The sequence below is a fragment of the Pseudomonas sp. NY15364 genome (assembly GCF_048068235.1).
In the GTDB taxonomy this organism is placed as follows: domain Bacteria; phylum Pseudomonadota; class Gammaproteobacteria; order Pseudomonadales; family Pseudomonadaceae; genus Aquipseudomonas; species Aquipseudomonas mendocina_D.
The window spans coordinates 1-24,883 of record NZ_JBLUPX010000023.1 but is presented as its reverse complement, the minus strand read 5'-3'; the positions used below and the strand labels follow the sequence as shown (position 1 = coordinate 24,883).

The 24,883-nt window shown below is 62.0% G+C and carries 25 protein-coding genes; 16 read left to right on the top strand and 9 right to left on the bottom strand.

The genetic code is table 11. From position 1 onward, the window contains the following. The first annotated feature begins 82 nt into the window (after window positions 1-82). The 7 genes from ACNFCJ_RS17775 (at window position 83) to ispD (ending at window position 7,744) form a co-directional block, all read left to right on the top strand. Window positions 83-1,033, top strand: a complete 951-nt coding sequence (locus tag ACNFCJ_RS17775) for an acetyl-CoA carboxylase carboxyltransferase subunit alpha (RefSeq protein ID WP_024308897.1) — start codon at window positions 83-85, stop codon at window positions 1,031-1,033. Window positions 1,034-1,091: 58 nt separating this feature from the next. Continuing rightward, the gene (tilS, locus tag ACNFCJ_RS17770) at window positions 1,092-2,414 is read left to right on the top strand and encodes a tRNA lysidine(34) synthetase TilS (RefSeq protein ID WP_416772769.1); all 1,323 of its coding nucleotides are present in this window, start codon (window positions 1,092-1,094) and stop codon (window positions 2,412-2,414) included. Window positions 2,415-2,564: 150 nt separating this feature from the next. Next, on the top strand, window positions 2,565-4,196 hold the full coding sequence (locus ACNFCJ_RS17765; protein WP_416772767.1) for a CTP synthase: 1,632 nt from the start codon (window positions 2,565-2,567) through the stop codon (window positions 4,194-4,196). Between the two features lie 3 nt (window positions 4,197-4,199). Then, window positions 4,200-5,045: a 3-deoxy-8-phosphooctulonate synthase gene (kdsA, locus tag ACNFCJ_RS17760; RefSeq protein WP_181564881.1), complete on the top strand. Its 846-nt coding sequence runs from the start codon at window positions 4,200-4,202 to the stop codon at window positions 5,043-5,045. 150 nt (window positions 5,046-5,195) lie between these two features. After that, the gene (gene eno, locus ACNFCJ_RS17755; RefSeq protein ID WP_275547326.1) at window positions 5,196-6,485 is read left to right on the top strand and encodes a phosphopyruvate hydratase; all 1,290 of its coding nucleotides are present in this window, start codon (window positions 5,196-5,198) and stop codon (window positions 6,483-6,485) included. Between the two features lie 285 nt (window positions 6,486-6,770). Continuing rightward, window positions 6,771-7,049, top strand: a complete 279-nt coding sequence (gene ftsB / locus ACNFCJ_RS17750) for a cell division protein FtsB (protein WP_017363771.1) — start codon at window positions 6,771-6,773, stop codon at window positions 7,047-7,049. Continuing rightward, window positions 7,046-7,744, top strand: coding sequence for a 2-C-methyl-D-erythritol 4-phosphate cytidylyltransferase (gene ispD, locus ACNFCJ_RS17745; protein WP_181564879.1), 699 nt, complete (start codon window positions 7,046-7,048; stop codon window positions 7,742-7,744). The genes ftsB and ispD overlap by 4 nt, the downstream gene beginning before the upstream one ends. Window positions 7,745-7,757: 13 nt before the next feature. Here the strand turns inward: ispD and hpf are convergent, their stop codons facing one another. After that, the gene (gene hpf / locus ACNFCJ_RS17740) at window positions 7,758-8,081 is read right to left on the bottom strand and encodes a ribosome hibernation-promoting factor, HPF/YfiA family (protein ID WP_181564878.1); all 324 of its coding nucleotides are present in this window, start codon (window positions 8,079-8,081) and stop codon (window positions 7,758-7,760) included. 140 nt (window positions 8,082-8,221) lie between these two features. Further along, entirely contained in the window at window positions 8,222-9,118 is an 897-nt protein-coding gene (locus tag ACNFCJ_RS17735; RefSeq protein ID WP_181564877.1) for a LysR substrate-binding domain-containing protein, read from the bottom strand. Between the two features lie 134 nt (window positions 9,119-9,252). Between ACNFCJ_RS17735 and ACNFCJ_RS17730 the strand changes: the two genes are divergently transcribed. The 9 genes from ACNFCJ_RS17730 (at window position 9,253) to rpoS (ending at window position 17,366) form a co-directional block, all read left to right on the top strand. Beyond that, complete coding sequence (locus ACNFCJ_RS17730) at window positions 9,253-10,365, top strand: S-(hydroxymethyl)glutathione dehydrogenase/class III alcohol dehydrogenase (protein WP_013716401.1); 1,113 nt, start codon at window positions 9,253-9,255, stop codon at window positions 10,363-10,365. Window positions 10,366-10,478: 113 nt separating this feature from the next. Beyond that, window positions 10,479-11,321, top strand: a complete 843-nt coding sequence (gene fghA, locus ACNFCJ_RS17725) for an S-formylglutathione hydrolase (RefSeq protein ID WP_064495835.1) — start codon at window positions 10,479-10,481, stop codon at window positions 11,319-11,321. 105 nt (window positions 11,322-11,426) lie between these two features. Next, window positions 11,427-11,900, top strand: coding sequence for a 2-C-methyl-D-erythritol 2,4-cyclodiphosphate synthase (gene ispF / locus ACNFCJ_RS17720; RefSeq protein ID WP_416772761.1), 474 nt, complete (start codon window positions 11,427-11,429; stop codon window positions 11,898-11,900). Continuing rightward, window positions 11,897-12,955, top strand: a complete 1,059-nt coding sequence (gene truD, locus ACNFCJ_RS17715) for a tRNA pseudouridine(13) synthase TruD (RefSeq protein ID WP_416772760.1) — start codon at window positions 11,897-11,899, stop codon at window positions 12,953-12,955. The genes ispF and truD overlap by 4 nt, the downstream gene beginning before the upstream one ends. Then, window positions 12,943-13,692, top strand: coding sequence for a 5'/3'-nucleotidase SurE (gene surE, locus ACNFCJ_RS17710; protein ID WP_416772758.1), 750 nt, complete (start codon window positions 12,943-12,945; stop codon window positions 13,690-13,692). The genes truD and surE overlap by 13 nt, the downstream gene beginning before the upstream one ends. Window positions 13,693-13,730: 38 nt before the next feature. Further along, window positions 13,731-14,366 carry a protein-L-isoaspartate(D-aspartate) O-methyltransferase gene (locus tag ACNFCJ_RS17705; protein WP_177429695.1) on the top strand — a complete coding sequence of 212 codons (636 nt, stop codon included), beginning with the start codon at window positions 13,731-13,733 and terminating at the stop codon, window positions 14,364-14,366. A 25-nt stretch (window positions 14,367-14,391) separates the two neighbouring features. Beyond that, window positions 14,392-15,330, top strand: a complete 939-nt coding sequence (locus ACNFCJ_RS17700) for a DUF368 domain-containing protein (protein ID WP_125835728.1) — start codon at window positions 14,392-14,394, stop codon at window positions 15,328-15,330. A gap of 48 nt (window positions 15,331-15,378) precedes the next feature. Next, the gene (locus tag ACNFCJ_RS17695; protein ID WP_416772756.1) at window positions 15,379-16,257 is read left to right on the top strand and encodes a peptidoglycan DD-metalloendopeptidase family protein; all 879 of its coding nucleotides are present in this window, start codon (window positions 15,379-15,381) and stop codon (window positions 16,255-16,257) included. A gap of 101 nt (window positions 16,258-16,358) precedes the next feature. Beyond that, on the top strand, window positions 16,359-17,366 hold the full coding sequence (rpoS, locus tag ACNFCJ_RS17690) for an RNA polymerase sigma factor RpoS (RefSeq protein WP_004424060.1): 1,008 nt from the start codon (window positions 16,359-16,361) through the stop codon (window positions 17,364-17,366). A gap of 448 nt (window positions 17,367-17,814) precedes the next feature. On the opposite strand, the gene fdxA is transcribed toward rpoS, so the two are convergent. From fdxA to ACNFCJ_RS17655, 7 genes are all read right to left on the bottom strand, one after another. Further along, window positions 17,815-18,138, bottom strand: a complete 324-nt coding sequence (gene fdxA / locus ACNFCJ_RS17685) for a ferredoxin FdxA (RefSeq protein ID WP_017678218.1) — start codon at window positions 18,136-18,138, stop codon at window positions 17,815-17,817. 138 nt (window positions 18,139-18,276) lie between these two features. After that, window positions 18,277-20,841: a DNA mismatch repair protein MutS gene (mutS, locus tag ACNFCJ_RS17680; RefSeq protein WP_416772752.1), complete on the bottom strand. Its 2,565-nt coding sequence runs from the start codon at window positions 20,839-20,841 to the stop codon at window positions 18,277-18,279. A 55-nt stretch (window positions 20,842-20,896) separates the two neighbouring features. After that, window positions 20,897-21,871 carry a tyrosine-type recombinase/integrase gene (locus ACNFCJ_RS17675; RefSeq protein WP_416772750.1) on the bottom strand — a complete coding sequence of 325 codons (975 nt, stop codon included), beginning with the start codon at window positions 21,869-21,871 and terminating at the stop codon, window positions 20,897-20,899. 10 nt (window positions 21,872-21,881) lie between these two features. Beyond that, window positions 21,882-22,082 carry a DUF4224 domain-containing protein gene (locus ACNFCJ_RS17670; protein ID WP_416772749.1) on the bottom strand — a complete coding sequence of 67 codons (201 nt, stop codon included), beginning with the start codon at window positions 22,080-22,082 and terminating at the stop codon, window positions 21,882-21,884. Between the two features lie 37 nt (window positions 22,083-22,119). Next, entirely contained in the window at window positions 22,120-23,775 is a 1,656-nt protein-coding gene (locus tag ACNFCJ_RS17665) for a DUF4942 domain-containing protein (RefSeq protein ID WP_416772747.1), read from the bottom strand. Window positions 23,776-23,831: 56 nt separating this feature from the next. Continuing rightward, window positions 23,832-24,062, bottom strand: coding sequence for a hypothetical protein (locus ACNFCJ_RS17660; protein WP_416772745.1), 231 nt, complete (start codon window positions 24,060-24,062; stop codon window positions 23,832-23,834). Next, a complete protein-coding gene (locus ACNFCJ_RS17655) occupies window positions 24,059-24,823 on the bottom strand; it encodes a hypothetical protein (RefSeq protein ID WP_416772743.1) in 765 nt (254 codons plus the stop codon). The genes ACNFCJ_RS17660 and ACNFCJ_RS17655 overlap by 4 nt, the downstream gene beginning before the upstream one ends. Window positions 24,824-24,883 lie beyond the last annotated feature (60 nt).

The following is a 24,883-nucleotide window of genomic DNA, read 5'->3' as shown; positions in this document are numbered from 1 at the left end:
GGCTGCCTCGCCTACGTTTTTCAGCGGTTCCCTAATGGATCAGCTCCCCGGCCACTTGGCCGTCGACGCAAGACGGATGACTATGAACCCGAATTTCCTCGATTTCGAACAGCCGATCGCCGACCTGCAAGCCAAGATCGAAGAGCTACGCCTGGTTGGCAATGACAACGCGCTGAATATCGGCGACGAGATTGCCCGCCTGCAGGACAAGAGCAGCGCCCTGACCGAAAGCATCTTCGGCAACCTGACCAGCTGGCAGATCGCGCAGCTCGCGCGCCACCCGCGCCGCCCCTACACCCTGGACTACATCCAGCACATCTTTACCGAGTTCGATGAACTGCATGGCGACCGTCACTTCTCCGACGACGCCGCCATCGTTGGTGGTGTGGCGCGCCTGGGTGATCAGCCGGTGATGATCATCGGTCACCAGAAGGGCCGTGAGGTGCGCGAGAAGGTGCGCCGCAACTTCGGCATGCCGCGCCCGGAAGGCTACCGCAAGGCCTGCCGTCTGATGGAGATGGCCGAGCGCTTCAAGATGCCGATCCTCACGTTCATCGACACCCCCGGTGCCTACCCGGGTATCGACGCTGAAGAGCGGGGCCAGAGCGAGGCCATCGCCTGGAACCTGCGCGTGATGGCGCGCCTGAAAACCCCGATCATCGCCACCGTTATCGGTGAAGGTGGCTCCGGCGGTGCGCTGGCCATCGGTGTCTGCGACCAGCTGAACATGCTGCAATACTCCACCTACTCGGTGATCTCGCCGGAAGGTTGCGCCTCGATCCTCTGGCGCACTGCCGAGAAGGCGCCGGATGCTGCCGAAGCCATGGGCATCACCGCCGAACGCCTGAAGGATCTGGGTATCGTCGATCAGGTGATCGCCGAGCCTCTCGGCGGCGCGCACCGTGATCCGGTCGCGGCATCCGAGTCTATCCGTCAGGAGCTGACCAAGCAGCTCGCCAGCCTGCAGAAGCACGATACCGACGCGCTGCTCAAGCGTCGTTACGATCGCCTGATGAGCTACGGCATCGCCTGAGTTCACTCAGTGCATATCTCAATGGGCCTTCGGGCCCATTGTTGTTTAAGCTTGGCCGATGACCGATTTCACCATTCGCCTGCGCCAGGCCATGCAGCCCTGGCGCACAGCTCCTGCCTGGCGTATCGCCTTCTCCGGTGGCCTGGATTCCAGCGTGCTGCTGCATCTGCTCGCCGCCTGGGCGAGGGACGAGGAGTTGCCAGCGCTGTCCGCCATTCATGTCCATCATGGGCTGCAGCCGGCGGCTGATGGCTGGCCTGAGCATTGCGCGGAGATTTGTGCGCGGCTGGATATTCCCTTGGAGGTCGTCAGGGTGCAGGTGGCGCCGGGGGCAAGCCTGGAGCAGGCTGCCCGCCGTTCGCGTTATGCGGCATTCAGTGAGCGGCTGGGGCCGGGTGAAGCATTACTCAGTGCCCAGCATCGCGACGATCAGGCCGAAACCCTGCTGTTTCGTCTGTTGCGGGGCGCAGGCGTGCGCGGGCTGGCGGCGATGCCGGCCAGTCGGCCGTTGGGGCAGGGCAGCCTGGTTCGGCCGCTGATCGACTGCTCACGGGCTGAGTTGCAGGCCTATGCGCAGAGTCATGGGCTTGCCTGGGTCGAGGATCCGAGCAATGCCGACGAGCACTTCAGCCGCAATTTCCTGCGCAGGCAGGTGATGCCGCTGCTGGCCGAACGCTGGCCGCAGATGACGGCAAGCCTTGCGCGCAGCGCCAGCCATTTGAGCGAGGCCCAGCAATTGCTGGACGAACTGGCCGAGATGGACCTGCTGGCTGCGCGTGGCGTTTGCGCTTTACCCTGGCTGCCGTTGCCTTCTCTAGATTTGTCGGCCGTGACCGCGCTGAGCGATGCGCGTCAGCGCAATCTGCTGCGCCACTGGCTGGCGCCGCTGACGCGCCTGCCCGATAGCGATCACTGGGCCGGCTGGTGTGACCTGCGTGATGCCGCCACGGATGCGACGCCGATCTGGAAGCTGGTCGATGGTGAACTGCACCGTGCCGATGGTCGGCTGTGGTGGCTCAATGGTGAGTGGCTGCGGCCGCTGGATCCACTCGATCTAGCCTGCGACTCGTTTTCCGAATCGGTCGAACTTCCCGACAATGGTCATGTGCATCTACAGGGCGAACTGCCTCAAGGTCGCTGGCATCTGCGTTACCGCGTGGGCGGCGAGTCGCTGCAGGTGCCGGGACGTGGGCGGCGTGACCTCAAACGCTTGCTGAACGAGATGCGCGTGCCTGCATTCGTGCGCTCGCGCCTGCCGCTGTTGTTCGATGGCGATGAGCTGATGGCGGTGGCGAACCTGACGCAAGCGCCAGGAATCGAGGCCAGCCGGGTGCGTCTGCACTGGTCGCCGCCTATCGGCGCGCAAGGTTTGAGCTGGTAAGGCCTTTCGGGTAGACTACGCTCCCGTCTTAATACAGCTTTTGCCGACTCCCTCAGGGAGCTTGGCGAGCTTGCCATTGTGTTGTCGATGGCGCTCCTTCGCTTTCCCCGGCGGCACTGACCGCTTAAACGCAGACTTCTAGGGTTTTTCATGACGCGCTACATCTTCGTCACGGGTGGTGTTGTTTCTTCATTGGGGAAAGGCATCGCCTCGGCTTCACTGGCGGCCATCCTGGAGGCGCGGGGCCTGAAGGTCACCATGCTCAAGCTGGACCCCTACATCAACGTCGATCCGGGCACCATGAGCCCGTTCCAGCACGGTGAAGTATTCGTCACCCAGGACGGCGCCGAGACCGACCTCGACCTGGGTCACTACGAGCGGTTCATCCGCACCACGATGACCAAGAGCAACAACTTCACCACCGGCCGTGTGTACGAAGACGTACTGCGCAAGGAGCGCCGTGGTGACTACCTGGGCGCGACCATCCAGGTCATTCCGCACATCACCGACGAAATCAAGCGTCGCATCATCAAGGGTGCCGGCGATGCCGACGTGGCCCTGGTGGAAATCGGCGGCACCGTTGGCGACATCGAGTCGCAGCCGTTCCTCGAAGCCATTCGCCAGCTGCGCGTGGAAGTGGGCGCCAAGCGTGCCATGCTGATGCACCTGACCCTGGTGCCCTACATCGCCACCGCCGGCGAGACCAAGACCAAGCCGACCCAGCACTCGGTCAAGGAGCTGCGTTCCATCGGTCTGCAGCCTGACGTGCTGGTGTGCCGCTCCGACCATCCGATCGATGTGTCTTCGCGGCGCAAGATCGCCCTGTTCACCAACGTCGAAGAGCGTGCGGTGATCAGCCTGGAAGACGTCGATACCATCTACAAGATCCCGGGCGTGCTGCATGCCCAGGGCCTGGATGACTTCGTCGTCGAGCGTTTCGGTCTGGAGTGCGGCGGTGCCGACCTGTCCGAGTGGGATCGCGTGGTCGATGCCAAGCTCAACCCGGAGAAAGAAGTCACCATCGCCATGGTCGGCAAGTACATGGAGCTGCTCGATGCGTACAAGTCGCTGATCGAGGCGATGAGCCACGCCGGCATCCAGAACCGTACCAAGGTCAACCTGCGCTATATCGACTCCGAAGACATCGAGAACCAGGGCACCGGCCTGCTCGAAGGCGTCGATGCCATCCTGGTCCCGGGCGGCTTCGGTCTGCGCGGCGTGGAAGGCAAGATCAAGACCGTGCAGTACGCTCGTGAGAACAAGATCCCTTACCTGGGCATCTGCCTCGGCATGCAGGTCGCGGTGATTGAATATGCCCGCAATGTGGTGGGCTGGACCGATGCCAACTCCACCGAATTCGACATGGCCAGTCAGCACCCGGTGGTCGGCCTGATCACCGAATGGCAGGACGCTGCAGGCAGCGTCGAGCAGCGCAGCGAGAACTCCGACCTGGGCGGCACCATGCGCCTGGGTGCGCAGGACTGCCAGCTGCAGGCCGGCTCCAAGGTGCACGACTGCTATCGCAAGGACGTGATCGTCGAGCGTCACCGTCACCGTTACGAAGTGAACAACAACCTGTTGCCGAAGCTGACCGAGGCAGGCCTGAAGGTTACTGGCCGTTCTGGCGACGGCGCGCTGGTGGAAGTGGTCGAGGCACCGGATCATCCGTGGTTCGTCGCTTGCCAGTTCCACCCGGAATTCACCTCCACGCCGCGTGACGGTCACCCGCTGTTCAGCGGTTTCGTCAACGCCGCGCTGGCGCAGAAAGCGAAGAAGGTCTGACCCATGGCGCAGAAGATCATCAAGGTTCGCGATATCGAGATCGCCAACGACAAGCCTTTCGTGCTGTTCGGCGGCATCAACGTGCTCGAGTCGCGCGACTTGGCCATGCAGGCCTGCGAGGAATACGTGCGGGTGACCGAGAAGCTCGGCATCCCCTACGTGTTCAAGGCCAGCTTCGACAAGGCCAACCGTTCCTCCATTAACTCCTTCCGCGGCCCGGGCCTGGAAGAGGGCATGAAGATCTTCGAGGAAGTGAAGAAGACCTTCGGCGTGCCGGTGATCACCGACGTTCACGAGCCGCATCAGGCCGCTGCCGTGGCCGAGGTGTGCGACATCATCCAGTTGCCGGCCTTCCTCTCGCGGCAGACCGACCTGGTGGTGGCCATGGCCAAGACCGGTGCGGTGATCAACATCAAGAAAGCGCAGTTCCTCGCCCCACAGGAAATGAAGCACATCCTGACCAAGTGCGAAGAGGCCGGTAACGATCAACTGATCCTTTGCGAGCGCGGCAGCTCCTTCGGTTACAACAACCTGGTGGTGGACATGCTCGGCTTCGGCATCATGAAGCAGTTCGAGTACCCGGTGTTCTTCGACGTGACCCACGCCCTGCAGATGCCGGGTGGTCGCGCCGACTCCGCTGGCGGTCGTCGTGCCCAGGTCACCGACCTGGCCAAGGCCGGCATGAGCCAGGGGCTGGCTGGTCTGTTCCTCGAAGCGCATCCGGACCCGGAAAACGCCAAGTGCGATGGCCCGTGCGCCTTGCGCCTGAACAAGCTGGAGCCTTTCCTCGGCCAGCTCAAGCAGCTTGACGATCTGGTGAAGAGTTTTCCGCCAATCGAGACTGCCTGAAGCCGACGCAATCCGGTAAAGTGCCGCCCGAGAAAAATCCCCCTGACCCGTGAGTCAGACTGTGCCGCCAGCCTTGCCCGTTTGGGTGGCGGCGGCCCTGCGCAGCCCGCTGCTGCAGTCTTATCGTCAACCTTTGGAGCGTTAACAACAATGGCAAAGATCGTCGACATCAAGGGTCGTGAGGTTCTCGACTCCCGTGGCAACCCCACCGTGGAAGCCGATGTAATTCTGGAAGGTGGCATTGTCGGCAGCGCGTGTGCTCCGTCTGGCGCCTCCACTGGCTCGCGCGAAGCGCTTGAGCTGCGTGATGGCGACAAGAGCCGTTACCTGGGCAAAGGCGTGCTGAAAGCCGTCGCCAATATCAACGGCCCGATTCGCGACCTGCTGCTGGGCAAGGACGCTGCCGATCAGAAAGCGCTTGACCGCGCGATGATCGAACTCGACGGTACCGAGAACAAGGCCAAGCTGGGCGCCAACGCCATCCTCGCCGTGTCTCTGGCCGCTGCCAAGGCTGCTGCTCAGGCCAAGGGCGTGCCGCTGTACGCGCACATCGCCGACCTGAATGGCACCCCGGGCGTCTACTCCATGCCGGTGCCGATGATGAACATCATCAACGGCGGCGAGCATGCCGATAACAACGTCGACATCCAGGAATTCATGGTACAGCCGGTCGGCGCCAAGAATTTCGCCGACGCCCTGCGCATGGGCGCCGAGATCTTCCATCACCTGAAAGCCGTGCTGAAGGCCCGTGGCCTGAACACTGCCGTGGGTGACGAAGGTGGCTTCGCGCCGAACCTGGCCTCCAACGAAGATGCTCTGGCCGCCATCGCCGAGGCCGTGGCCAACGCCGGCTACAAGCTGGGCGACGACGTGACCCTGGCCCTGGACTGCGCTTCCAGCGAGTTCTTCAAGGACGGCAAGTACGATCTGGAAGGCGAGGGCAAGGTCTTCGACGCCGCCGGTTTCGCCGACTACCTGGCTGGCCTGACCCAGCGTTACCCGATCATCTCCATCGAAGACGGCATGGACGAGTCCGACTGGGCCGGCTGGAAGGTGCTGACCGACAAGATCGGCGAGAAGGTACAGCTGGTTGGCGACGATCTGTTCGTCACTAATACCAAGATCCTCAAGCGCGGCATCGACGAGAAGATCGGCAACTCGATCCTGATCAAGTTCAACCAGATCGGCTCGCTGACCGAAACCCTGGAGGCCATTCAGATGGCCAAGGCCGCCGGCTTCACCGCGGTGATCTCGCACCGCAGCGGCGAAACCGAAGACAGCACCATCGCCGATCTGGCCGTGGGTACTGCCGCGGGTCAGATCAAGACCGGTTCGCTGTGCCGTTCCGACCGTGTGTCCAAGTACAACCAGCTGCTGCGCATCGAAGAGCAGCTGGGCGGCAAGGCGCCCTATAAAGGTCGTGCCGAGTTCCGCGGCTGATCACTGCGTGGTAGAAAAGGGCGACGCAAGTCGCCCTTTTTTGTGGCGGCCTAGCGCTGGTGCCGGCATGTAGGAGCGGATTTATTCGCGAATTTTCGCGGCTGAAGCCGCTCCTACAAGGGCTGTGCCATTGCTGATATGACCTTTTTCGTCGGCGTTTCGTCGATTTCCGGGAACCCTTGCACGGATGCAGAACCTTAAACCCCATGTCACTCATCAGTCGGCTTCTTTTCAAGCATGAACGCAGCCCCTACCATGCCGATGACTCAATCTGCGAGCCGCTCCATGCGTAGTCCGTACTGGCTGTTCATCGTGCTGATCCTGCTGCTTGCCGGTCTGCAGTATCGTCTGTGGGTCGGCGAGGGCAGTCTTGCCCAGGTAAGCCGCCTGCAGCAGCAGATCGCCGAGCAGCAGGGCGAGAACGAGCGTCTGTTGGAGCGTAACCGCATCCTCGAGGCCGAGGTGATGGAGCTCAAGCGCGGTATGGAGACCGTTGAAGAGCGCGCACGGCAGGAGCTGGGCATGCTCAAAGAGGGTGAAACCCTCTACCTGCTGACCGAATGACAGTCCCATTCTGGCTGGTGATTCCAGCAGCTGGCGTCGGTGCACGGATGGCTGCCGACCGCCCCAAGCAGTACCTGCAGATTGCCGGTCGCAGCATTCTCGAACACAGCCTGCTTTGCTTTCTCGATCATCCTGGCTTGCTGGGAGCAGTCGTATGCGTGGCGGTGGATGATCCGTTCTGGCCGCAACTCCCGGTTGCCAGCGATCCGCGTGTGCGTCGCGCGCCAGGCGGGCGTGAGCGGGCCGATTCGGTACTGGCCGGGTTGCAGGCGCTGCTTGCCGAAGGCGCGGGGGCCGAGGACTGGGTGCTGGTGCATGACGCCGCGCGCCCCAATCTGGCCAGACAGGATCTGGACCGTTTGCTGGCAGAGTTGGCCGATGATCCGGTGGGCGGCCTGCTGGCCGTGCCGGCGCGCGATACGCTCAAGCGTGCCAGTGCAGACGGGCGAGTGGTGCAGACCGTGGATCGCAGTGTGATCTGGCAGGCCTATACGCCGCAGATGTTCCGCCTGGGGGCATTGCATGGCGCGCTGAGCCAGGCGCTGCAGGCGCAGGTGGCGATTACCGATGAGGCCTCTGCCATGGAGTGGGCGGGGCAGGCGCCGCGTCTGATCGAAGGCCGGGCGGACAATCTCAAGGTCACCCGCCCGGAAGATCTGCACTATCTGCAGTCACTCTGGCCAAGCGGCCATTGATTGCATCGTTGCCTCAGTGCGTCCAGTTCCTGGCGTCCTTGCCCAGGTTGCGATCCAGCGCGTTGGTCAGCTTGTTCATGGCGCCGTCGATGGCCTGATGCATTTCCTCTGCATCGTGGGATACCGTCAGCGGGTCACGTCCTTTCATCCGTGCCTCGACCTTGCAGCGCTTGTCCTGGGGGCCGCTCTTGAGCGCGTTCTCGTCGGAAAGGTGGACTTCGATCCGGGTGAGGTGATCCTCGTAGCGTTGCAGCTTGTTGCGCACGCGACTGCTGATGTCTTCCTTGAAGGCCATCGACGAGGCGACGTGCTTACCGCTGTTGACCAGTACCTGCATAACCATGTCCTCATGCTGCTGAATTCGTGAGGCCCCGTTAGCCGGGGACATTGGTTGTGACGCGGTCGCCTCGTCCAAGTTTCGCCCCAGCTTGTGACATTCCATGACGGTTCAGCTGAGCGACAAGGTTGTTGCAGGGCTCAGGCGGGGGCGGCGTACTCGGCGCATTGACTGAGCCCCAGGCGCAACGAGTCGATTAGCTGGCGGATCTTCGGTGAGAGGTGGCGTTGCTGCGGATAGAGCGCCCAGACCGCAGTATTCGGTGGACGGTGCTGTTCCAGCAGGGAGATCAGCCGCCCGCTGCGCAGGTATTCCAGCACGTAGTAGTCCGGTAGTTGGCACAAGCCGAACCCACGTAGCGCCGCATCAAGCACGGCCTGGCCGCTGTTGCAGCGCCAGTTGCCTTGTACTCGCACCTGGGTTTCCCGGCCGTTCTCGGCAAAGCTCCAGTGATCGCTGCTGCCGATCAGGCAGTTGTGGCGGGCCAGTTCCGACAACGAGTGTGGCCGGCCATAGCGCTGGAGGTATTCCGGCGCAGCGCACAGGTACATTTCCCGAGGCGCCAGGCGTGCCGCCATCAGTCGTGAGTCCTGCAGACGCCCCAGGCGAATGGCCAGGTCCAGGCCTTCGTGCAGCAGGTCCAACTGGCGGTTGGATAATTCGATTTCCACCCGCAACTGCGGGTGACGAGCCATGAAGTCATTCACCAGCGGCACGATGAAGCGCTCGCCATAGGCCACCGCGCAGGTCATGCGCAGCAGCCCCTTGGGCTCCGCTCCGAGGTCGCCGACTGCCCGCAGCGCTTCTTCGCGCGCATCCTGCAGGCGCTGGCAATGCTGCAGGAACAGTTGCCCGGCCTCGGTCAGCGCCACGCGACGCGTGCTGCGGTAGAACAGGCGACTCTGCAGGCGGTCCTCCAGGCGCGCCACCTGGCGGCTGACTTGCGAAGTGGACAGTCCCAGTCGCTCAGCGGCGGCGCTGAACTGGCCACATTCGGCGACTGCGACGAACTCGTCGAGTCCTTCCCAGCGACTCATGGTTTGCTCCAGTGTCATTGATGGATGAGCATATTATCCCTGTGTGGCAATAATGTTTTTATATCTGTTGAATTATCTCTTCAAGCCGTTGTTCTAGACTGCTCGGCACTTTCGCAACGCTCAGGAGAGCTTTCATGATCAAGTCCCGTGCTGCCGTCGCTTTCGCGCCCAACGAGCCGCTGAAGATCGTCGAGATCGATGTCGAGCCGCCGAAGGCCGGTGAAGTGCTGGTGCGCATCGTCGCCACTGGCGTTTGCCATACCGATGCTTACACCCTGTCCGGTCAGGACTCCGAAGGCGTGTTCCCCTGCGTGCTGGGCCACGAGGGCGGTGGCATCGTCGAGGCGGTAGGTGAGGGTGTGACGTCGGTGAAGGTCGGCGACCATGTGATTCCGCTGTACACCGCCGAGTGCGGGGAGTGCAAATTCTGCAAGTCGCAGAAAACCAACCTGTGCAGCTCGGTGCGTGCCACCCAGGGCAAGGGCCTGATGCCGGACGGCACCACCCGTTTCAGCTACAACGGTGAGCCGATCTACCACTACATGGGCTGTTCGACCTTCTCCGAATACACCGTATTGCCGGAAGTCTCGGTTGCGGTGATCCCGAAGGAGGCGCCGCTGGACAAGGTCTGCCTGCTCGGTTGCGGCGTGACCACCGGTATCGGTGCCGTGCTCAATACTGCCAAGGTCACCGAAGGCTCCACCGTGGCCATCTTCGGTCTGGGCGGCATCGGTCTGGCGGCGATCATCGGCGCCAAGATGGCCAAGGCTTCGCGCATCATCGGTATCGACATCAACCCGGCGAAGGAAGCCGTGGCACGTGAGCTGGGCATCACCGATTTCGTCAACCCGAAGGAGCACAGCAAGCCGATCCAGGAAGTCATCGTCGAGATGACCGACGGTGGCGTCGATTACAGCTTCGAGTGCATCGGCAACGTGCAACTGATGCGCGCTGCGCTGGAGTGCTGCCACAAGGGCTGGGGCGAGTCGACCATCATCGGCGTCGCGCCGGCCGGTGCCGAGATCAGCACCCGCCCATTCCAGCTGGTGACCGGTCGCGTCTGGCGCGGCAGTGCCTTCGGTGGCGTCAAGGGTCGCAGCGAGCTGCCGAGCTATGTCGAGAAGTCGCAGAAAGGCGAAATCCCGCTGGATACCTTCATCACGCACAACATGGGGCTGGATCAGATCAACGAAGCGTTCGAGCTGATGCACGAGGGCAAGAGCATTCGTACCGTCATCCATTTCTGATGGCGTGCCGCACGGCTGATGGTCGTGCGGATTCTTTCGTAGGGTGCGTGGGGCCTCCTAGGCTGCGCGCACCGCTAATCCCTGGTGCGCATGGCGCACCCTACGGAGTGGCCATGACCCTCGAAATCGTTTCCAGCAACAAGAGCTTCGGCGGCTGGCACAAGCGCTACCGCCATCGCTCCAGTAGCCTCAACTGCGACATGGTGTTCGCTGTCTACCTGCCGCCTCAGGCCGAGCAGGGCGCCAAGCTGCCGGTGCTGTACTGGCTGAGCGGGTTGACCTGCACCGACGAGAACTTCATGCAGAAGGCTGGCGCTCAGCGCATGGCAGCCGAACTGGGGTTGATCATCATCGCGCCGGACACCAGCCCGCGTGGCGAGGGCGTGGCCGATGACGCCAACGGCGCCTATGACTTCGGTCTGGGTGCAGGCTTTTATGTCAATGCCACCCAGGAGCCCTTCGCGCGGCACTACCGCATGTACGACTACGTGGTGCAGGAGTTGCCGGCGCTGATCGAGGCCAACTTCCCCGTCTCGGACAAGCGTGGCATCGCCGGCCATTCCATGGGCGGTCACGGTGCGCTGATCTGTGCGTTGAAGAATCCGGGGCGTTACCAGTCGGTATCGGCGTTCTCACCGATCAGCAATCCGATGAACTGTCCCTGGGGCGAGAAGGCCTTTTCCCTGTATCTGGGCGAGGAGCGTTCGCGCTGGCGTGAGTGGGATGCCAGCGTGCTGATCGCCGAGGCCAGCGAGAAGCTGCCGATCCTGGTCGATCAGGGCGATCGTGACGATTTTCTCGAAGGCCAGCTCAAGCCGCAGGCGTTGCAGGCTGCGGCCAAGGCGGCCGCTCATCCGCTGACGCTGCGCATGCAGCCGGGCTATGACCACAGCTACTACTTCATCGCCAGCTTCATCGACGATCACCTGCGTCATCACGCTGCTGCTTTGCGGTAGTCGTAGCCCGGATGAAATCCGAGAAATTCGCCCCCCGGATTTCATCCGGGCTACGGGGCAATGCGGTTAGAATCACGCCCTGACTTTTTCAGGGCGTTGTTCTTTATGCGTATCGGTCATGGCTATGACGTACACCGCTTCGGCGAAGGCGATTTCATCACCCTCGGCGGCGTACGGATTCCCCATAAATTCGGTCTTGTCGCTCATTCCGACGGTGACGTGCTGCTGCACGCGCTGAGTGATGCCCTGCTCGGTGCAGTAGCGCTGGGCGATATCGGCAAACATTTCCCCGATACCGATCCGACTTTCAAAGGCGCCGATAGCCGTGCGCTGCTGCGCCATGTGATGGGCCTGGTGCGTGGCAAGGGCTACGCGGTGGGTAACGTCGACGCCACCATCATCGCCCAGGCGCCGAAGATGGCTCCGCACATTCAGAGTATGCGCGAGGGCATTGCCGAGGATCTGGGCATCGAGCTGGATCAGGTCAACGTCAAGGCCACCACCACCGAGAAGCTGGGTTTCACCGGGCGTGAGGAAGGTATCGCGGTGCACGCCGTCGCCCTGCTGGTCAAGGCATGAACGAGCTGCAGCTGCTCGGGCCGCGCGCCCATGGTGAGGCCTGTGGTCGGGCGGTGCTCAAGGCCACTGCCGAGGATTTTCAGGTCGATGAAGTGCTGGATATCCCGCTCACTGGGCAGGGTGAGCACCTCTGGCTATGGGTGGAAAAGCGTGGCCTGAATACCGAGGAGGCCGCCCGGCGGATCGCCCGCGCTGCCGGTCTGCCGCTCAAGACGGTCAGTTACGCGGGACTCAAGGATCGTCAGGCGCTGACCCGGCAGTGGTTCAGTCTGCACCTGCCGGGCAAGGCCGACCCCGATCTGGCCGCTGCGCAGGGCGATGATATGGTCATCCTGCGCAGCCAGCGACACAACCGCAAATTGCAGCGCGGTGCCCATGCCGCCAACGGATTCACCTTGCGCCTGACTGCCCTGGAGGCGGACCGCGATGCGCTGGAGCAGCGTCTGCAGCGTATCGCCGAACAAGGCGTGCCCAACTATTTCGGCTTGCAGCGCTTTGGCTTCGATGGCGGCAATGTCGAGCAGGCGCGTGATTTCGCCTCGCGTCAGGAGTTGCCGGTGCAGCGCAACCTGCGCTCGCGCCTGCTGTCTTCGGCGCGCAGTTACCTGTTCAACCAGGTGCTGGCCAAGCGTGTGGCTGCCGGTACCTGGAACCAGGCGCAGGTCGGCGATGTGCTGGCGTTCACCACCAGTCGCAGTTTTTTTGTCGCGGGGGAGGCCGAATGCAGCGATCCGCGGCTTGCCGCGCTCGACGTGCATCCGACAGGCCCACTCTGGGGCGATGGTGCGCTGCCGAGCGTCGCTACGGTGCAGGCGCTGGAGCAGTCGGTGGCTGAAGAGTGCGCGGAGCTGGTGCAATGGCTGATCAAGGCGGACATGGCGCACGAACGGCGAATTCTGCGCCTCCCCATCGGCGGCCTGTCATGGCATTATCCCGAACCCGATATTCTGCAACTTGCATTCGTCCTGCCGGCCGGGTGTTTCGCCACCGTGGTGGTGCGCGAATTGCTCGATCTGGTGCCAGCAGGGCAGACGGATACTCCATGCGAATTCTGATTTCCAACGACGACGGGGTGAACGCACCCGGTATCGCTGCGTTGCACCAAGCGCTGGCCGACTATGCCGAGTGCGTAGTGATCGCGCCTGCCGAAGACAAGAGCGGCGCCAGCAGCGCACTGACGCTCGATCGTCCGCTACATCCCATGGCCTTGGCCAATGGCTACATCAGCCTTAATGGCACGCCGACCGATTGCGTGCACCTGGGGCTCAATGGCTTGTTCGAGCAGACGCCGGACATGGTCGTCTCTGGCATCAATCTGGGGGCCAACCTGGGTGATGACGTGCTCTATTCCGGGACCGTCGCCGCCGCGCTCGAAGGACGTTTCCTGAGCAAGCCAGCGTTCGCTTTCTCGCTGCTGTCGCGTCTTCCCGACAACCTGCCGACCGCTGCCTATTTCGCCCGTAAACTGGTCGAGGCGCACGAGCAGCTCGAACTGCCGCCGCGCACCGTGCTCAATGTCAACGTGCCGAATCTGCCGCTGGAACATATTCGTGGCGTGCAGCTGACCCGACTTGGCCATCGCGCGCGCGCGGCGGCTCCGGTCAAGGTGGTCAACCCGCGTGGCAAGGAAGGTTACTGGATTGCGGCTGCCGGTGATGTCGAGGATGGCAGTCAGGGCACCGATTTCCATGCCGTGATGCAAGGTTATGTATCGATCACGCCGCTACGGCTTGATCGCACGTTCAATGAGGCTCTCGAAACTATGGATGGCTGGTTGGAGGGCATCTTCTGATGCGTGGCCAGGACGACATGCAGCGCAGCGGGATCGGCATGACCTCGCAGCGCACCCGTGAGCGATTGATCCAGCGCCTCTATGAGGAAGGGCTGTCGAACGCTCGGGTACTGGAAGTGATCCGCCGTACGCCGCGTCATCTGTTCGTCGATGAGGCCCTGGCGCACCGTGCCTACGAAGACACGGCGCTGCCCATCGGGCATAACCAGACGATTTCCCAGCCTTACATGGTCGGTCGCATGACCGAACTGCTGCTGGCCGCTGGCCCGCTGGACAAGGTGCTGGAGATCGGTACCGGTTCCGGTTACCAGACCGCCGTGCTGGCACAGCTGGTCGAGCGGGTGTTCTCTGTGGAGCGCATTCAGGTGCTGCAGGATCGCGCCAAGGAGCGTCTGGTCGAACTCAAGCTGCGCAACGTGGTCTTTCGCTGGGGTGATGGCTGGGAAGGTTGGAACGCGCTCGGCCCGTACAACGGCATTATCGTCACCGCCGCTGCCGCGCAAGTGCCGCAGGCCTTGCTAGATCAGCTGGCTCCAGGTGGACGGCTGGTCATCCCGGTCGGCAGTGGCGATGTGCAGCAGTTGTTGCTGATCGTACGTGAAGAGCAGGGCTTTTCCCGGCATGTGCTCGATGCGGTGCGTTTCGTGCCATTACTCAACGGGCCGCTGGCCTGATCGCTTTTTCGCTCCGGAAGGATCCATGAAGAAACATTTTCTGCTCTATGCCAAGGGCTTGGCCATGGGCGCTGCAGATGTCGTGCCCGGCGTTTCCGGCGGCACCATCGCTTTCATCAGTGGCATTTATGACGAGCTGCTGCGCTCCATCGCCAGCATTCCCGAAGCGCTCCTGCTTCTGCTGCGTGGTCGCATCAAGGACGCCTGGCAGATGGCCAACGCGACCTTTCTGCTGGTGCTGCTGTGCGGCATCCTCACCAGTGTCCTGACACTCGCGCGCTTGATCACCTATTTGCTACACCATCATCCAATTCCGGTGTGGTCGTTCTTCTTCGGATTGATTCTGGTGTCCACCTATTTGGTGGGGCGCGAGATCGGGCGGTGGAACTGGAGCAGGGTGGTGAGTTTTGTGCTCGGTCTGGCTTTCGCCTACTGGATCACCGTCGCGGCGCCCATGCAGTGGGGCAGTGACCTGCCGACTCTGTTTCTGGCTGGTGCCATCGCTATCTGCGCAATGATCCTGCCGGGTATTTCGGGCAGTTTCATCCTGCTTCTGCTGGGTCTTTACTCGGTGGTATTGGGGGCGGTGAAAGAGCTCGATCTTATGGTCTTGGCGGTGTTTGCCAGCGGTTGTCTGGTTGGCATTCTCAGTTTCGCTCGCCTGCTCAGTTGGCTGCTTTCACGTTGGCGTGACCTCAGTCTGGCGTTTCTCGCTGGTCTGATGCTGGGTTCGCTGAACAAGGTCTGGCCCTGGAAGGAGACCCTGAGCTGGCGTATCGACAGCAAGGGCGAGCAGGTGCCGTTGCTGGAGAGCAATCTGCTGCCAGGGAAATTTGCCGAAATTAGTGGTCAGGATCCGCAGTTGCTGTTTGCCGTTGCACTGGCAATCGGCGGCATCGTTCTAGTGCTCGGTTTGGAGTGGCTGGCGAGTCGTCGGCCAGTCGATACTGGTCGCGCCGAATAAATACGGCACAATAGGCGTCGTACTCGGAATCATTCAGGGAGCTGTTGGGTGAGTTGGACCGTCCTTCACGTGCTAGTCCGCGCAGTAGCAGCCATTCGCCTGCCTCTGGCCATGCTTGCTGCCTCCGCGTTGGTCGGCTGTGCCAGCTCGCCCCCAGGTGGTGTGCAGGTAGTCGACCGTGGACAGAACCAGGGGCGTGCTCCAGTAGTACAGCGTCAGCCCGTGCGCAGCGGCCACTATGTGGTGCAGCGTGGCGACACGCTCTATTCCATTGCCTTTCGTTTCGGCTGGGACTGGAAGGCGCTGGCTGCCCATAACGGCCTGCGTGATCCTTACGTGATCCGCGTTGGCCAGACGATCCGTTTCGACAGCCGCCCGGTAGGTAACAGTCAGCCGGTCGCTTCGGCACCGCCTCCAACCACCTCGACGGTTATCACCCAACCAGTGCCCAGTCGTCCGCCGGTTGCCGTTACTGCGCCGCCTGCAACTCAGCCCGCTCGCCCGCCGGTAGCTAATACACCAGCGACGACGCCAGTCACTCCAGTGAGTCGTTCTGCCAGCGGTTGGTCCTGGCCAACCGACGGCACAGTAATCAGCCGTTTTTCCTCAAACGGTAGTTTGAATAAAGGCATTGATATCGCAGGGCAATTAGGCCAGCCTGTTTTAGCTGCGTCTGATGGATCAGTGGTGTACGCCGGGAGTGGTTTGCGGGGCTACGGCGAGTTGATCATCATCAAGCACAGCGATACCTACGTAAGTGCTTACGGTCATAACCGCAGGTTGTTGGTACGGGAGGGGCAGCAGGTCAAAGCCGGGCAAAGTATTGCCGAAATGGGGTCCACAGGGGCCGACCGGGTGAAGCTGCACTTCGAGATTCGCCGCCAAGGTAAACCTGTCGATCCGCTGCAATATCTGCCACGTCGTTGATCCGTCGCTGACCCGTTCCATCACGTAGGAGGGACGGGCTCAGGTGTGGCCAGGACGGTTCCGCCAGAGTCTGTTGTCGAACTCAGCTAGGGACAACAACAATGGCTCTCATCAAAAAAGAAGCGCCGGAGTTTGACGTCGACGATGAACTGCTCCTCATGGAGCCAGGCATCGTTTTCGGCGAGGTTCAGGGCGATGAGGTGGAAGCACCGGTCGCACGTACCAAGGCGAAGAACGCCACCCCCTCCAAGCAGCACAAATACATCGACTACACCCGAGCGCTAGACGCCACTCAGCTTTACCTCAACGAAATCGGTTTCTCTCCCTTGCTCACTCCCGAAGAGGAAGTGCACTTCGCGCGTCTGGCGCAGAAGGGCGATCCTGCTGGGCGCAAACGCATGATCGAGAGCAACCTGCGCCTGGTCGTGAAGATCGCTCGGCGTTACGTCAACCGTGGTCTCTCTCTGCTCGATCTGATCGAGGAGGGCAATCTCGGCTTGATTCGCGCCGTGGAAAAATTCGATCCGGAGCGGGGGTTCCGTTTCTCGACCTATGCAACCTGGTGGATCCGCCAGACCATCGAACGCGCCATCATGAACCAGACGCGAACCATCCGTTTGCCGATTCATGTGGTCAAGGAGCTCAACGTCTATCTGCGTGCAGCTCGTGAACTGACCCAGAAGCTTGACCATGAGCCTTCTGCGGAAGAAATTGCCAACCTGCTGGAAAAACCGGTGGGCGAGGTCAAGCGGATGCTCGGCCTCAACGAGCGGGTGTCCTCGGTGGACGTCTCGCTCGGTCCGGACTCGGACAAGACACTGCTCGATACCCTGACCGATGATCGTCCGACCGATCCGTGCGAGCTATTGCAGGACGATGATCTGTCGCAGAGCATCGATCAGTGGCTTTCCGACCTGACCGACAAACAACGGGAAGTCGTTGTGCGCCGCTTCGGTCTGCGCGGCCATGAAAGCTGTACCCTTGAAGAAGTAGGGCAGGAGATCGGCCTGACCCGCGAGCGAGTGCGGCAGATTCAGGTCGAGGCGCTAAAGCGCCTGCGGGAGATTCTCGAGAAGAACGGCTTGTCCAGCGACGCCTTGTTTCAGTGAGGTTTCGCCTCGATCACGAACCCGGCTCCGGCCGGGTTTTTTATGTGCGCTTATGTAAGCCATCGCTTACAGGTATTGTCAGTATATGTTCTGAAAGTCCATGGTTTTTACTGATTCTTTACTTAACTGTTTGTTTTTTAAGGATTTTAAAAAATCATGAACAGACTGGGTCAATCTGAGTCGGGTTGTGCGGTTGCCTGAAGCGGCTAATATCACACCCGTGCTCAGGGACAAGCACAGGCCGTCAGGATGAGGGTCAGGAACATCGCAAGACGCGATTCATCAGGACGATGAGTTGGGAAACAAAGGGACTAGGGAATAAAAGTGGGCGGCGCAAGCCGCCCCTTTTTTTTGCGCGTTATTCGTAGTGCCAGCCTGACGCTCCGTCGCTCCGGTGTTTGAAAGTAAAAGACCCGCACTTGGCGGGTCTTTGTGTTTCTGGGCGAACTCAGCGCTCCAGATGTTGCAGCTTGTCCTTCACGCCATCCCACTCTTCGGCGTCCGGCAGTGCTTCTTTCTTCTCGGTGATGTTCGGCCACACTTCAGCCAGGTCGGCGTTCAGTTCGATGAACTCCTGCTGATCTTCGGGCACTTCATCTTCCGAGAAGATCGCCTGCGCTGGGCACTCCGGCTCGCACAGGGCACAATCGATGCATTCATCCGGGTGAATGACCAGGAAGTTCGGGCCTTCGTAGAAGCAATCCACCGGGCAGACTTCCACGCAGTCGGTGTATTTGCACTTGATGCAGTTGTCGGTGACGACGAAGGTCATTCTGATTCTCTCCTCGGGCGGCGGCCTGGGCTCTTTCTGCGAAGGGCTGCCAGGCGCTCTGTCTGTGGCCGCGGCTCAGGCTGTAAACCGGGCGGTCGTAAAATTGCGCGCGATTCTAGCAGTTTGTTGTATTGAGCGTTAGATCTGCGTCTTCCATGTATATAACAGCTCCAGCGCCTTGCGCGGAGTCAGATCATCCGGATTGATCTTGTGCAATTGCTCCAGCAGCGGGTGCGGCACGCTGGCGAACAGATCGCTTTGCATCGGCGCCTGCGGCTGGCCGGCTTCCTGGCGTGGCAGGTCGTGTGGCAGGCTGGTGGCTTCCAGGCGCGCCAGGTGCTCGCGTGCGCGGCTGATTACCGTGCCGGGTACACCAGCCAGTTGCGCTACAGCCAGGCCGTAACTCTGGCTCGCAGGGCCTGGCTGAACGTGGTGGAGGAAGACGATGCGCTCGTTGTGCTCGGTGGCCGAGAGGTGCACGTTGGCCACCACCGGCTCGCTTTCCGGCAACACGGTCAGCTCGAAATAGTGTGTGGCGAACAGGGTGAAGGCGCGTAGGCGCGCCAGGTGCTCGGCGGCTGACCAGGCCAGCGACAGGCCGTCGAAGGTACTGGTGCCTCGGCCGACCTCGTCCATCAGCACCAGGCTGCGTTCACTGGCGTTGTGCAGGATGTTGGCAGTTTCGCTCATCTCCACCATGAAGGTGGAACGGCCGCCAGCCAGGTCATCGCTCGAGCCGATACGGGTGAAGATACGGTCGACCAGCGATAGCTCGCAGGCCGCCGCCGGCACGAAGCTGCCGATATGGGCCAGCAGCACGATCAGCGCAGTCTGGCGCATGTAAGTCGATTTACCGCCCATGTTCGGCCCGGTGATGACCAGCATGCGGCGGCTGTCGTCGAGATCCAGATCGTTGGCCACGAAGGGCGTGGTCAGCACCTGCTCGACCACCGGGTGGCGGCCCTGTTCGATACGCATGCATGGTTCGTCGACGAAGCGCGGGCGGTTCAGGTCAAGGTTCAGCGAGCGCTCGGCCAGGTTGCTCAGTACGTCCAGTTCGGCGAGGGCTGCGGCACTATCCTGCAGCGGCGCCAGATGGCCGATCAGGCGTTCGAGCAACTCGTCGTAGAGCATCTTTTCCCGTGCCAGGGCGCGGCTCTTGGCCGACAAGGCCTTGTCTTCGAATTCCTTCAGCTCGGGGGTGATGAAGCGCTCGGCGCCTTTGAGCGTCTGCCGGCGGATATAGTCAGCTGGCGCCGACTCGGCCTGCTTGGTCGGCAGTTCGATGAAATAGCCGTGCACGCGGTTGTAGCCGACCTTGAGGTTGGCTAGGCCGGTGCGCTCCTTCTCCCGGGCTTCCAGATCCATGAGGAACTGGCCGGCGTTCTCGCTCATCGCCTGCAGCTCGTCCAGCTCGGCGTCGTAGCCGGTTTTCAGCACGCCGCCGTCACGGATCACCGCCGGCGGGTTGTCGATGATGGCGCGGGCCAGCAGGTCGGCCAGTTCCGGGTAGGTGGAGATGCTGCTGGCGAGCTGTTGCAGGTGTGGGGTGTCCAGCGTGGTCATCGCCATCTGCAATTCGGGCAGTGCCGCCAGAGCGTCGCGCAGGCGGGCGAGGTCGCGTGGGCGGGCGTTGCGCAGGCCGATGCGGGCAAGAATGCGTTCCAGATCGCCAATTTCCTTGAGCTGCGGCTGCAGCATTTCGAAGCGATAGCCATCGAGCAGGCGGGCGATGGCGTCCTGGCGCGCCTCCAGGACCGTGCGATCACGTAGCGGACGGTTCAGCCAACGACCCAGCAGACGGCTGGCCATGGCGGTCTGGCAGCGATCCATCACCGACTGCAGAGTGTTGTCGCGGCCGCCGGCGAGGTTGATGTCCAGCTCCAGGTTGCGGCGGCTGGCACTGTCGAGAATCACCGTGTCGTCCAGACGCTCGTGACGCAGGCTGCGCAGGTGGGGCAGGGCGGTGCGCTGGGTTTCTTTGGCATAGCCAAGCAGGCAGCCGGCGGCGCCGATGGCCAGGGTCAGGTTCTCGCAGCCGAAGCCTTTCAGGTCCTGAGTGCTGAATTGCTGGCACAGGCTCTTGAAGGCACTGTCGCGGTCGAAATCCCACGGCGCGCGGCGGCGCGAGCCTTTGCGTTTCTCGGCGGGCAGACCTTGCGGCCAGTCATCCGGGATCAGCAGCTCGGCGGGGCTCAGGCGTTCCAGTTCGGCCAGCAGGTTTTCCCAGCCTTTGATCTCCTGCACGCTGAAGCGGCCGCTGGTGATATCCAGCACGGCCAGGCCGAACAGACGTTCGTCGCCTAGTACCGCGGCCAGCAGGTTGTCACGGTGCTCATCGAGCAGCGCTTCGTCGCTGATGGTGCCGGGGGTGATGATGCGTACCACCTGGCGCTCCACCGGGCCTTTACTGGTGGCCGGGTCGCCGATTTGCTCGCAGATCACCACAGACTCGCCGAGCTTGACCAGCTTGGCCAGATAGCCTTCGAGCGAATGGAAAGGAATGCCGCACATGGGGATCGATTGGCCGGCCGACTGGCCGCGTGCGGTCAGGGTGATGTCGAGCAGCTTGGCTGCTTTCTTCGCGTCTTCGTAGAAAATCTCGTAGAAGTCACCCATACGATAGAACATCAACTGATCCGGGTGCTGGTTCTTCAGCTTCCAGTACTGCTGCATCATCGGGGTGTGGGCGGAAATGTCCATTTCACGGGGCTTCGGCGTGTCCTGTCTTTTTGACATATGTGGTTCTGTCTAATACTCAGCTTGCTTTGGTGGGCATTGTCGGGGCCTGGGCGATCTTCGGCAACCGGCCTCGCAGGTATCTTGCGGTCATTCTCGCGTCTGTGTGGCCGCCCAGGGTTTGGGCGTTCTTGCCCTCTTTGTCGGCGTCGGTGAGCGACTTCGCCCGAATGTCGTGGATGGTCACCGTCTCGATACCGGTTTTCTTGCGCAACTCGCGGAACGCCATTTTCACGGTGTCGTATGAGACCGGCTTACCGGTACGGGAGCAGAACAGCGTCAGCGCGCGGATCTTGCGAGGCAGTGCCTTTGCTCGAGCGATTACGTCCTGCAGGTCTGGCGTCATGGCCACGATGAGCTTGGCGCCAGTTTTCTCCTGGGTGAACGCCACGCCTTCCTCGGTGATATCGGCCAGGCGGATTGCGATGACGTCGCCGATGCGCTGGCCGGTCAGGTAGCACATCTCGAGGATGCAGCGGATGTATGGGCTGGCGGCGACGAGTAGCGCGGCGAACTCGGCGTCGGTGATGTAGCGATCCCGGCGCGCCTCCTGGTGGCGCCGGATGCCGATGCACGGGTTGCTGTCGACTTCCTGCCACTCCAGGGCATAACTGAACACGATGCGCAGAAACGACAGGATGCGGTTGCACATGTTCGGTGTGTCGGCCAGTTCCATTTTCACAGCAGCAACATGCTTCGGCAGCACCTGGCGCGGCTCGAACTCGGCGAAGATCGTTTTCAGGCGCTCGGCTGCCGCCTCGTACTGCTTTGCTGTGTTGTCGCTGATGTTCTTGCGGTGGTGCGCCAGGGCTCTGGTGATCAGGTCTGGCATTCCTCCTGCAGCAGCCTCTGACGTTTTCTTGGCATAGGCGAGCAGGGCGGCCTGATAGTCCGTATCGAGCCGCTCCCACTTCCCCTTGCGCACCAGATAGTACGCGCCGTGCTTGTGATACATGCAGGCCGGCAGGTGCCGATCCTTCTTCCTCGGTCGCATGCGTGCGCCCTCATCCTGTAAGCCTTAGCTGTGGCTCTCTCTTCGATGACTTGGTTGCCCCAAGGCGTGACAATACAACGTCGCGCAGCACCTTGGGATGCCCGTCGCCGCCTACCACGTAGCCGAATTTTTCGGCCTCCAGCCATTTGATCTGGGCTGACGGCTTCTTGTAGCCGGTCAGTTCGGCCACCTCTTGCGGTGTCATGAACATGGCACCACCCCCGCCCACTTCTCAAGCGTGATCAGTTTCATGCGGCGTTACTCCTCTGTGCGGCCAATATCACGACATCAACACTGGTGCCGGCGAACTGGTTTTCCATGATCGTCGACCACTGCAGGTCAAAGCCTTCCAGCACTGGCTTGCCCTTGGCGCTGGCCGGCAGGATGGCGACCAGGCGTCCATCAGCAGCCAGCATGCTTGCTGCGTGCTGCAGGTGGGCATGCCAGCGGCCCTCGCTAAATGGCGGGTTCATGCAGATACGGTCGAACGGCTTGTCGCTGGTGAACTTCAAGAAGTCCGCCTGCACCGTGGCATAGCCCTTTGCCTTCAGGATTTGGCAGTGCAGGTCGCTGATCTCGACGCAGATGGTGCGAGTGCTCGGCATCATGTCGGCTAGGCCGCCCTGGCCGGCGCTCGGCTCCAGGCAGGTGTGCTCCGGCCCGATCTGCGCCAGTTCGACAGCCAGCGCCGCAACGCTCTCCGGCGTCGGGTAGAACTGGTGCGACTTGTGGTCAGGTATGCAGCCTGAGCACACAACCTGATCCAGCACCTCGGTCGGGTCGTAGTCGAACTGCCAATGCCTGCCGGCCTTCACGGCGCCGATGGCCATCAGCACTTTCTCGGCCTCGGCCACGGCGGCTTTGTCCTTCTCTCCGTAGCCGAACTCGCGTGCGTTCGGAACGGCGCGATAGCGCTCTGGCCATGCTGGTTCAATCCGCTCGCGCACCTCGCGCATTTCCGCCAGCAGCTGCACCACGGCGAACGGCAGCGGCCGGTCGAACAGTTCGAAGTCCTTCACCTTCCTGGCGCGCTTCGGCTTGGTGCGAAACTCGGCCGGGATGGCGAGCGGGTACAGGCTGGCCAGGATGGCGTTCAGGCGCCAGGCCATGTCAGGGTGCACCTCGAGGTGTGCGGTGCCGACGCCGCCATAGACGCGGATGCGCAGCGCCCCTCCGTCGACCGGCATCCACTCACCGTTCTGGCGCCGTGCTGCCTTGATCACCGGGTCGGTCGCGCCGTGCTTCGGCTCGTCGCGGCCCATGAACTTGGCGATTACACAGCGCAGGTCGTTGATGTGCCCGTGCGTCTGGTAGCCGAACACGTTGGCGATGATCATGCGCTTGCCGAACCCCTGGGGCTGATTGGTCACGTGCTGGCGGCTCAGGGCGCGGAAGATGCCGTCGACACGCTCGGCCAGAAACTGAGAGCGGTTGTGCAGCAGGCCGGCGATGGTTGAGCGCACGGTGGCCTCCTCGAACTCCGGCAGCGGCGGCAGCTCCGTCTCGCTAGTGTGCCGGCCAGCCTTGCGCCCTTCCGGGTTGCGGATCTGCTCGTGCCACTCGTCGCGGCGCACCTGCGGCATGTAATCCATCACGTCAGTCAGGCGCAGCGCGCGGCTCCAGAAGTCTGCGTTGAGCTGGGCGATAGCGCCCTCGACGCGGAATAGCGATTCAACCGTGGTCGGCATGCTGTGGCGCTGCTCTTTGACGTTGCCCTCGACGAAGTAGTGCAGCACCGAGGCGTTCTGGCCAGCGCGAACGGCAGCGGCCAGGGCTTCGACGTTGGCGCGGGCAGCGTTGTACTGGCCGATCAGGCTGTCCACTAGGTCGGCGGACATCGGCGCGAAGAATGGTTCGATTTCCTCTATCAGCTCTGAATGGCTGACCTGTTGAATAGCGGACACAGCAAATCCTCCCGCCCTACGTTGTGGGCAGATAGAAAAAGGGGGTGGGGTGGTGGTTAGAGCAGGTGCTTCTGCGCTTCCGTCCAGCGCTTGCGCTCTGCATTGCGCAGGGCTTTTGCTTCGGCCTTGTCTTCTTTCAGCCTGGCCAGGTAAACGTCGCGGCGGATCAGCCTGTCCTGGCCGGCGTCGTAGATGTAAGTCTGCCCCATGTAGGTGCAGCCGCCGAAGTGACGTGCGACGCTGAACTGGCCTTGACTGACGTTGTGGATTTCCTCGGGGGCGGTCATTGGCGTTGCGCCTGGCGGCGGGCGATCTGTGCCAGCAGCACTTCGCGCATGTACTCGGCCACTTCGCGGCACTGGTCGGCGTTCACCTCTTCGGCGAAAACCGATACGGCATTGGCGCAGGCGTCACGCACATCGTCGGCGCTCAACAGCGCCCGCACGTCCTGGCCTGGCTGCGGTGTGGCGTAGAGCGCAGTAGGCTTACGCAAATCGTTGATGTTTCGCAGGTATCGCTGCGCAGCATCCTCGGTCGGGAATAGAAATCCGAAGTCAGGAACGATCCACGCCACCGCCTCCTGCCGCTCTCCCTGCTCGGCCTGCTCTTCCGGCGCATGGGTGGTGGTGAGTGCTGAATCCAGCTTGCGTGTCTGGATTTCCACCTTTCGGAACCAGTCTTTCAGCTTGCGATAGCCTTGCTGATCGTGGCAGCCGTGAAGCTCAAGGTCTTCCAGTGCATCGTCCAGTTCCGGCAGGAGCTTTTGTAGGTCAGCTACCAGCAATCCCCGCGCCGCCTCCAGCTGACTGCTAAGCGCAGCCACATTCTCAGCATTCACGCCAGCATGGCGCCACGCCTTGTCGTGATCCTCACGCAATCGACCATTCTCAGCCCGCAGCGCCTCGGCCTCTGCGTGCAGGGCGTCGTAGTCGGTGGCGAGAACATACGGCAAACCATCGCCGGAATACTCGACAACTTCAAGCCGCCCGCCCAAGACTTCGGATAGCTGCGACAGGCGGAACGCGTACCGCTTCACTTCGGTGCTCATTTGCCATGCCTCTCTGTAAACCCTAGCTCTCTTTCAAGCCGGTATCTTGTTGAAACGGCG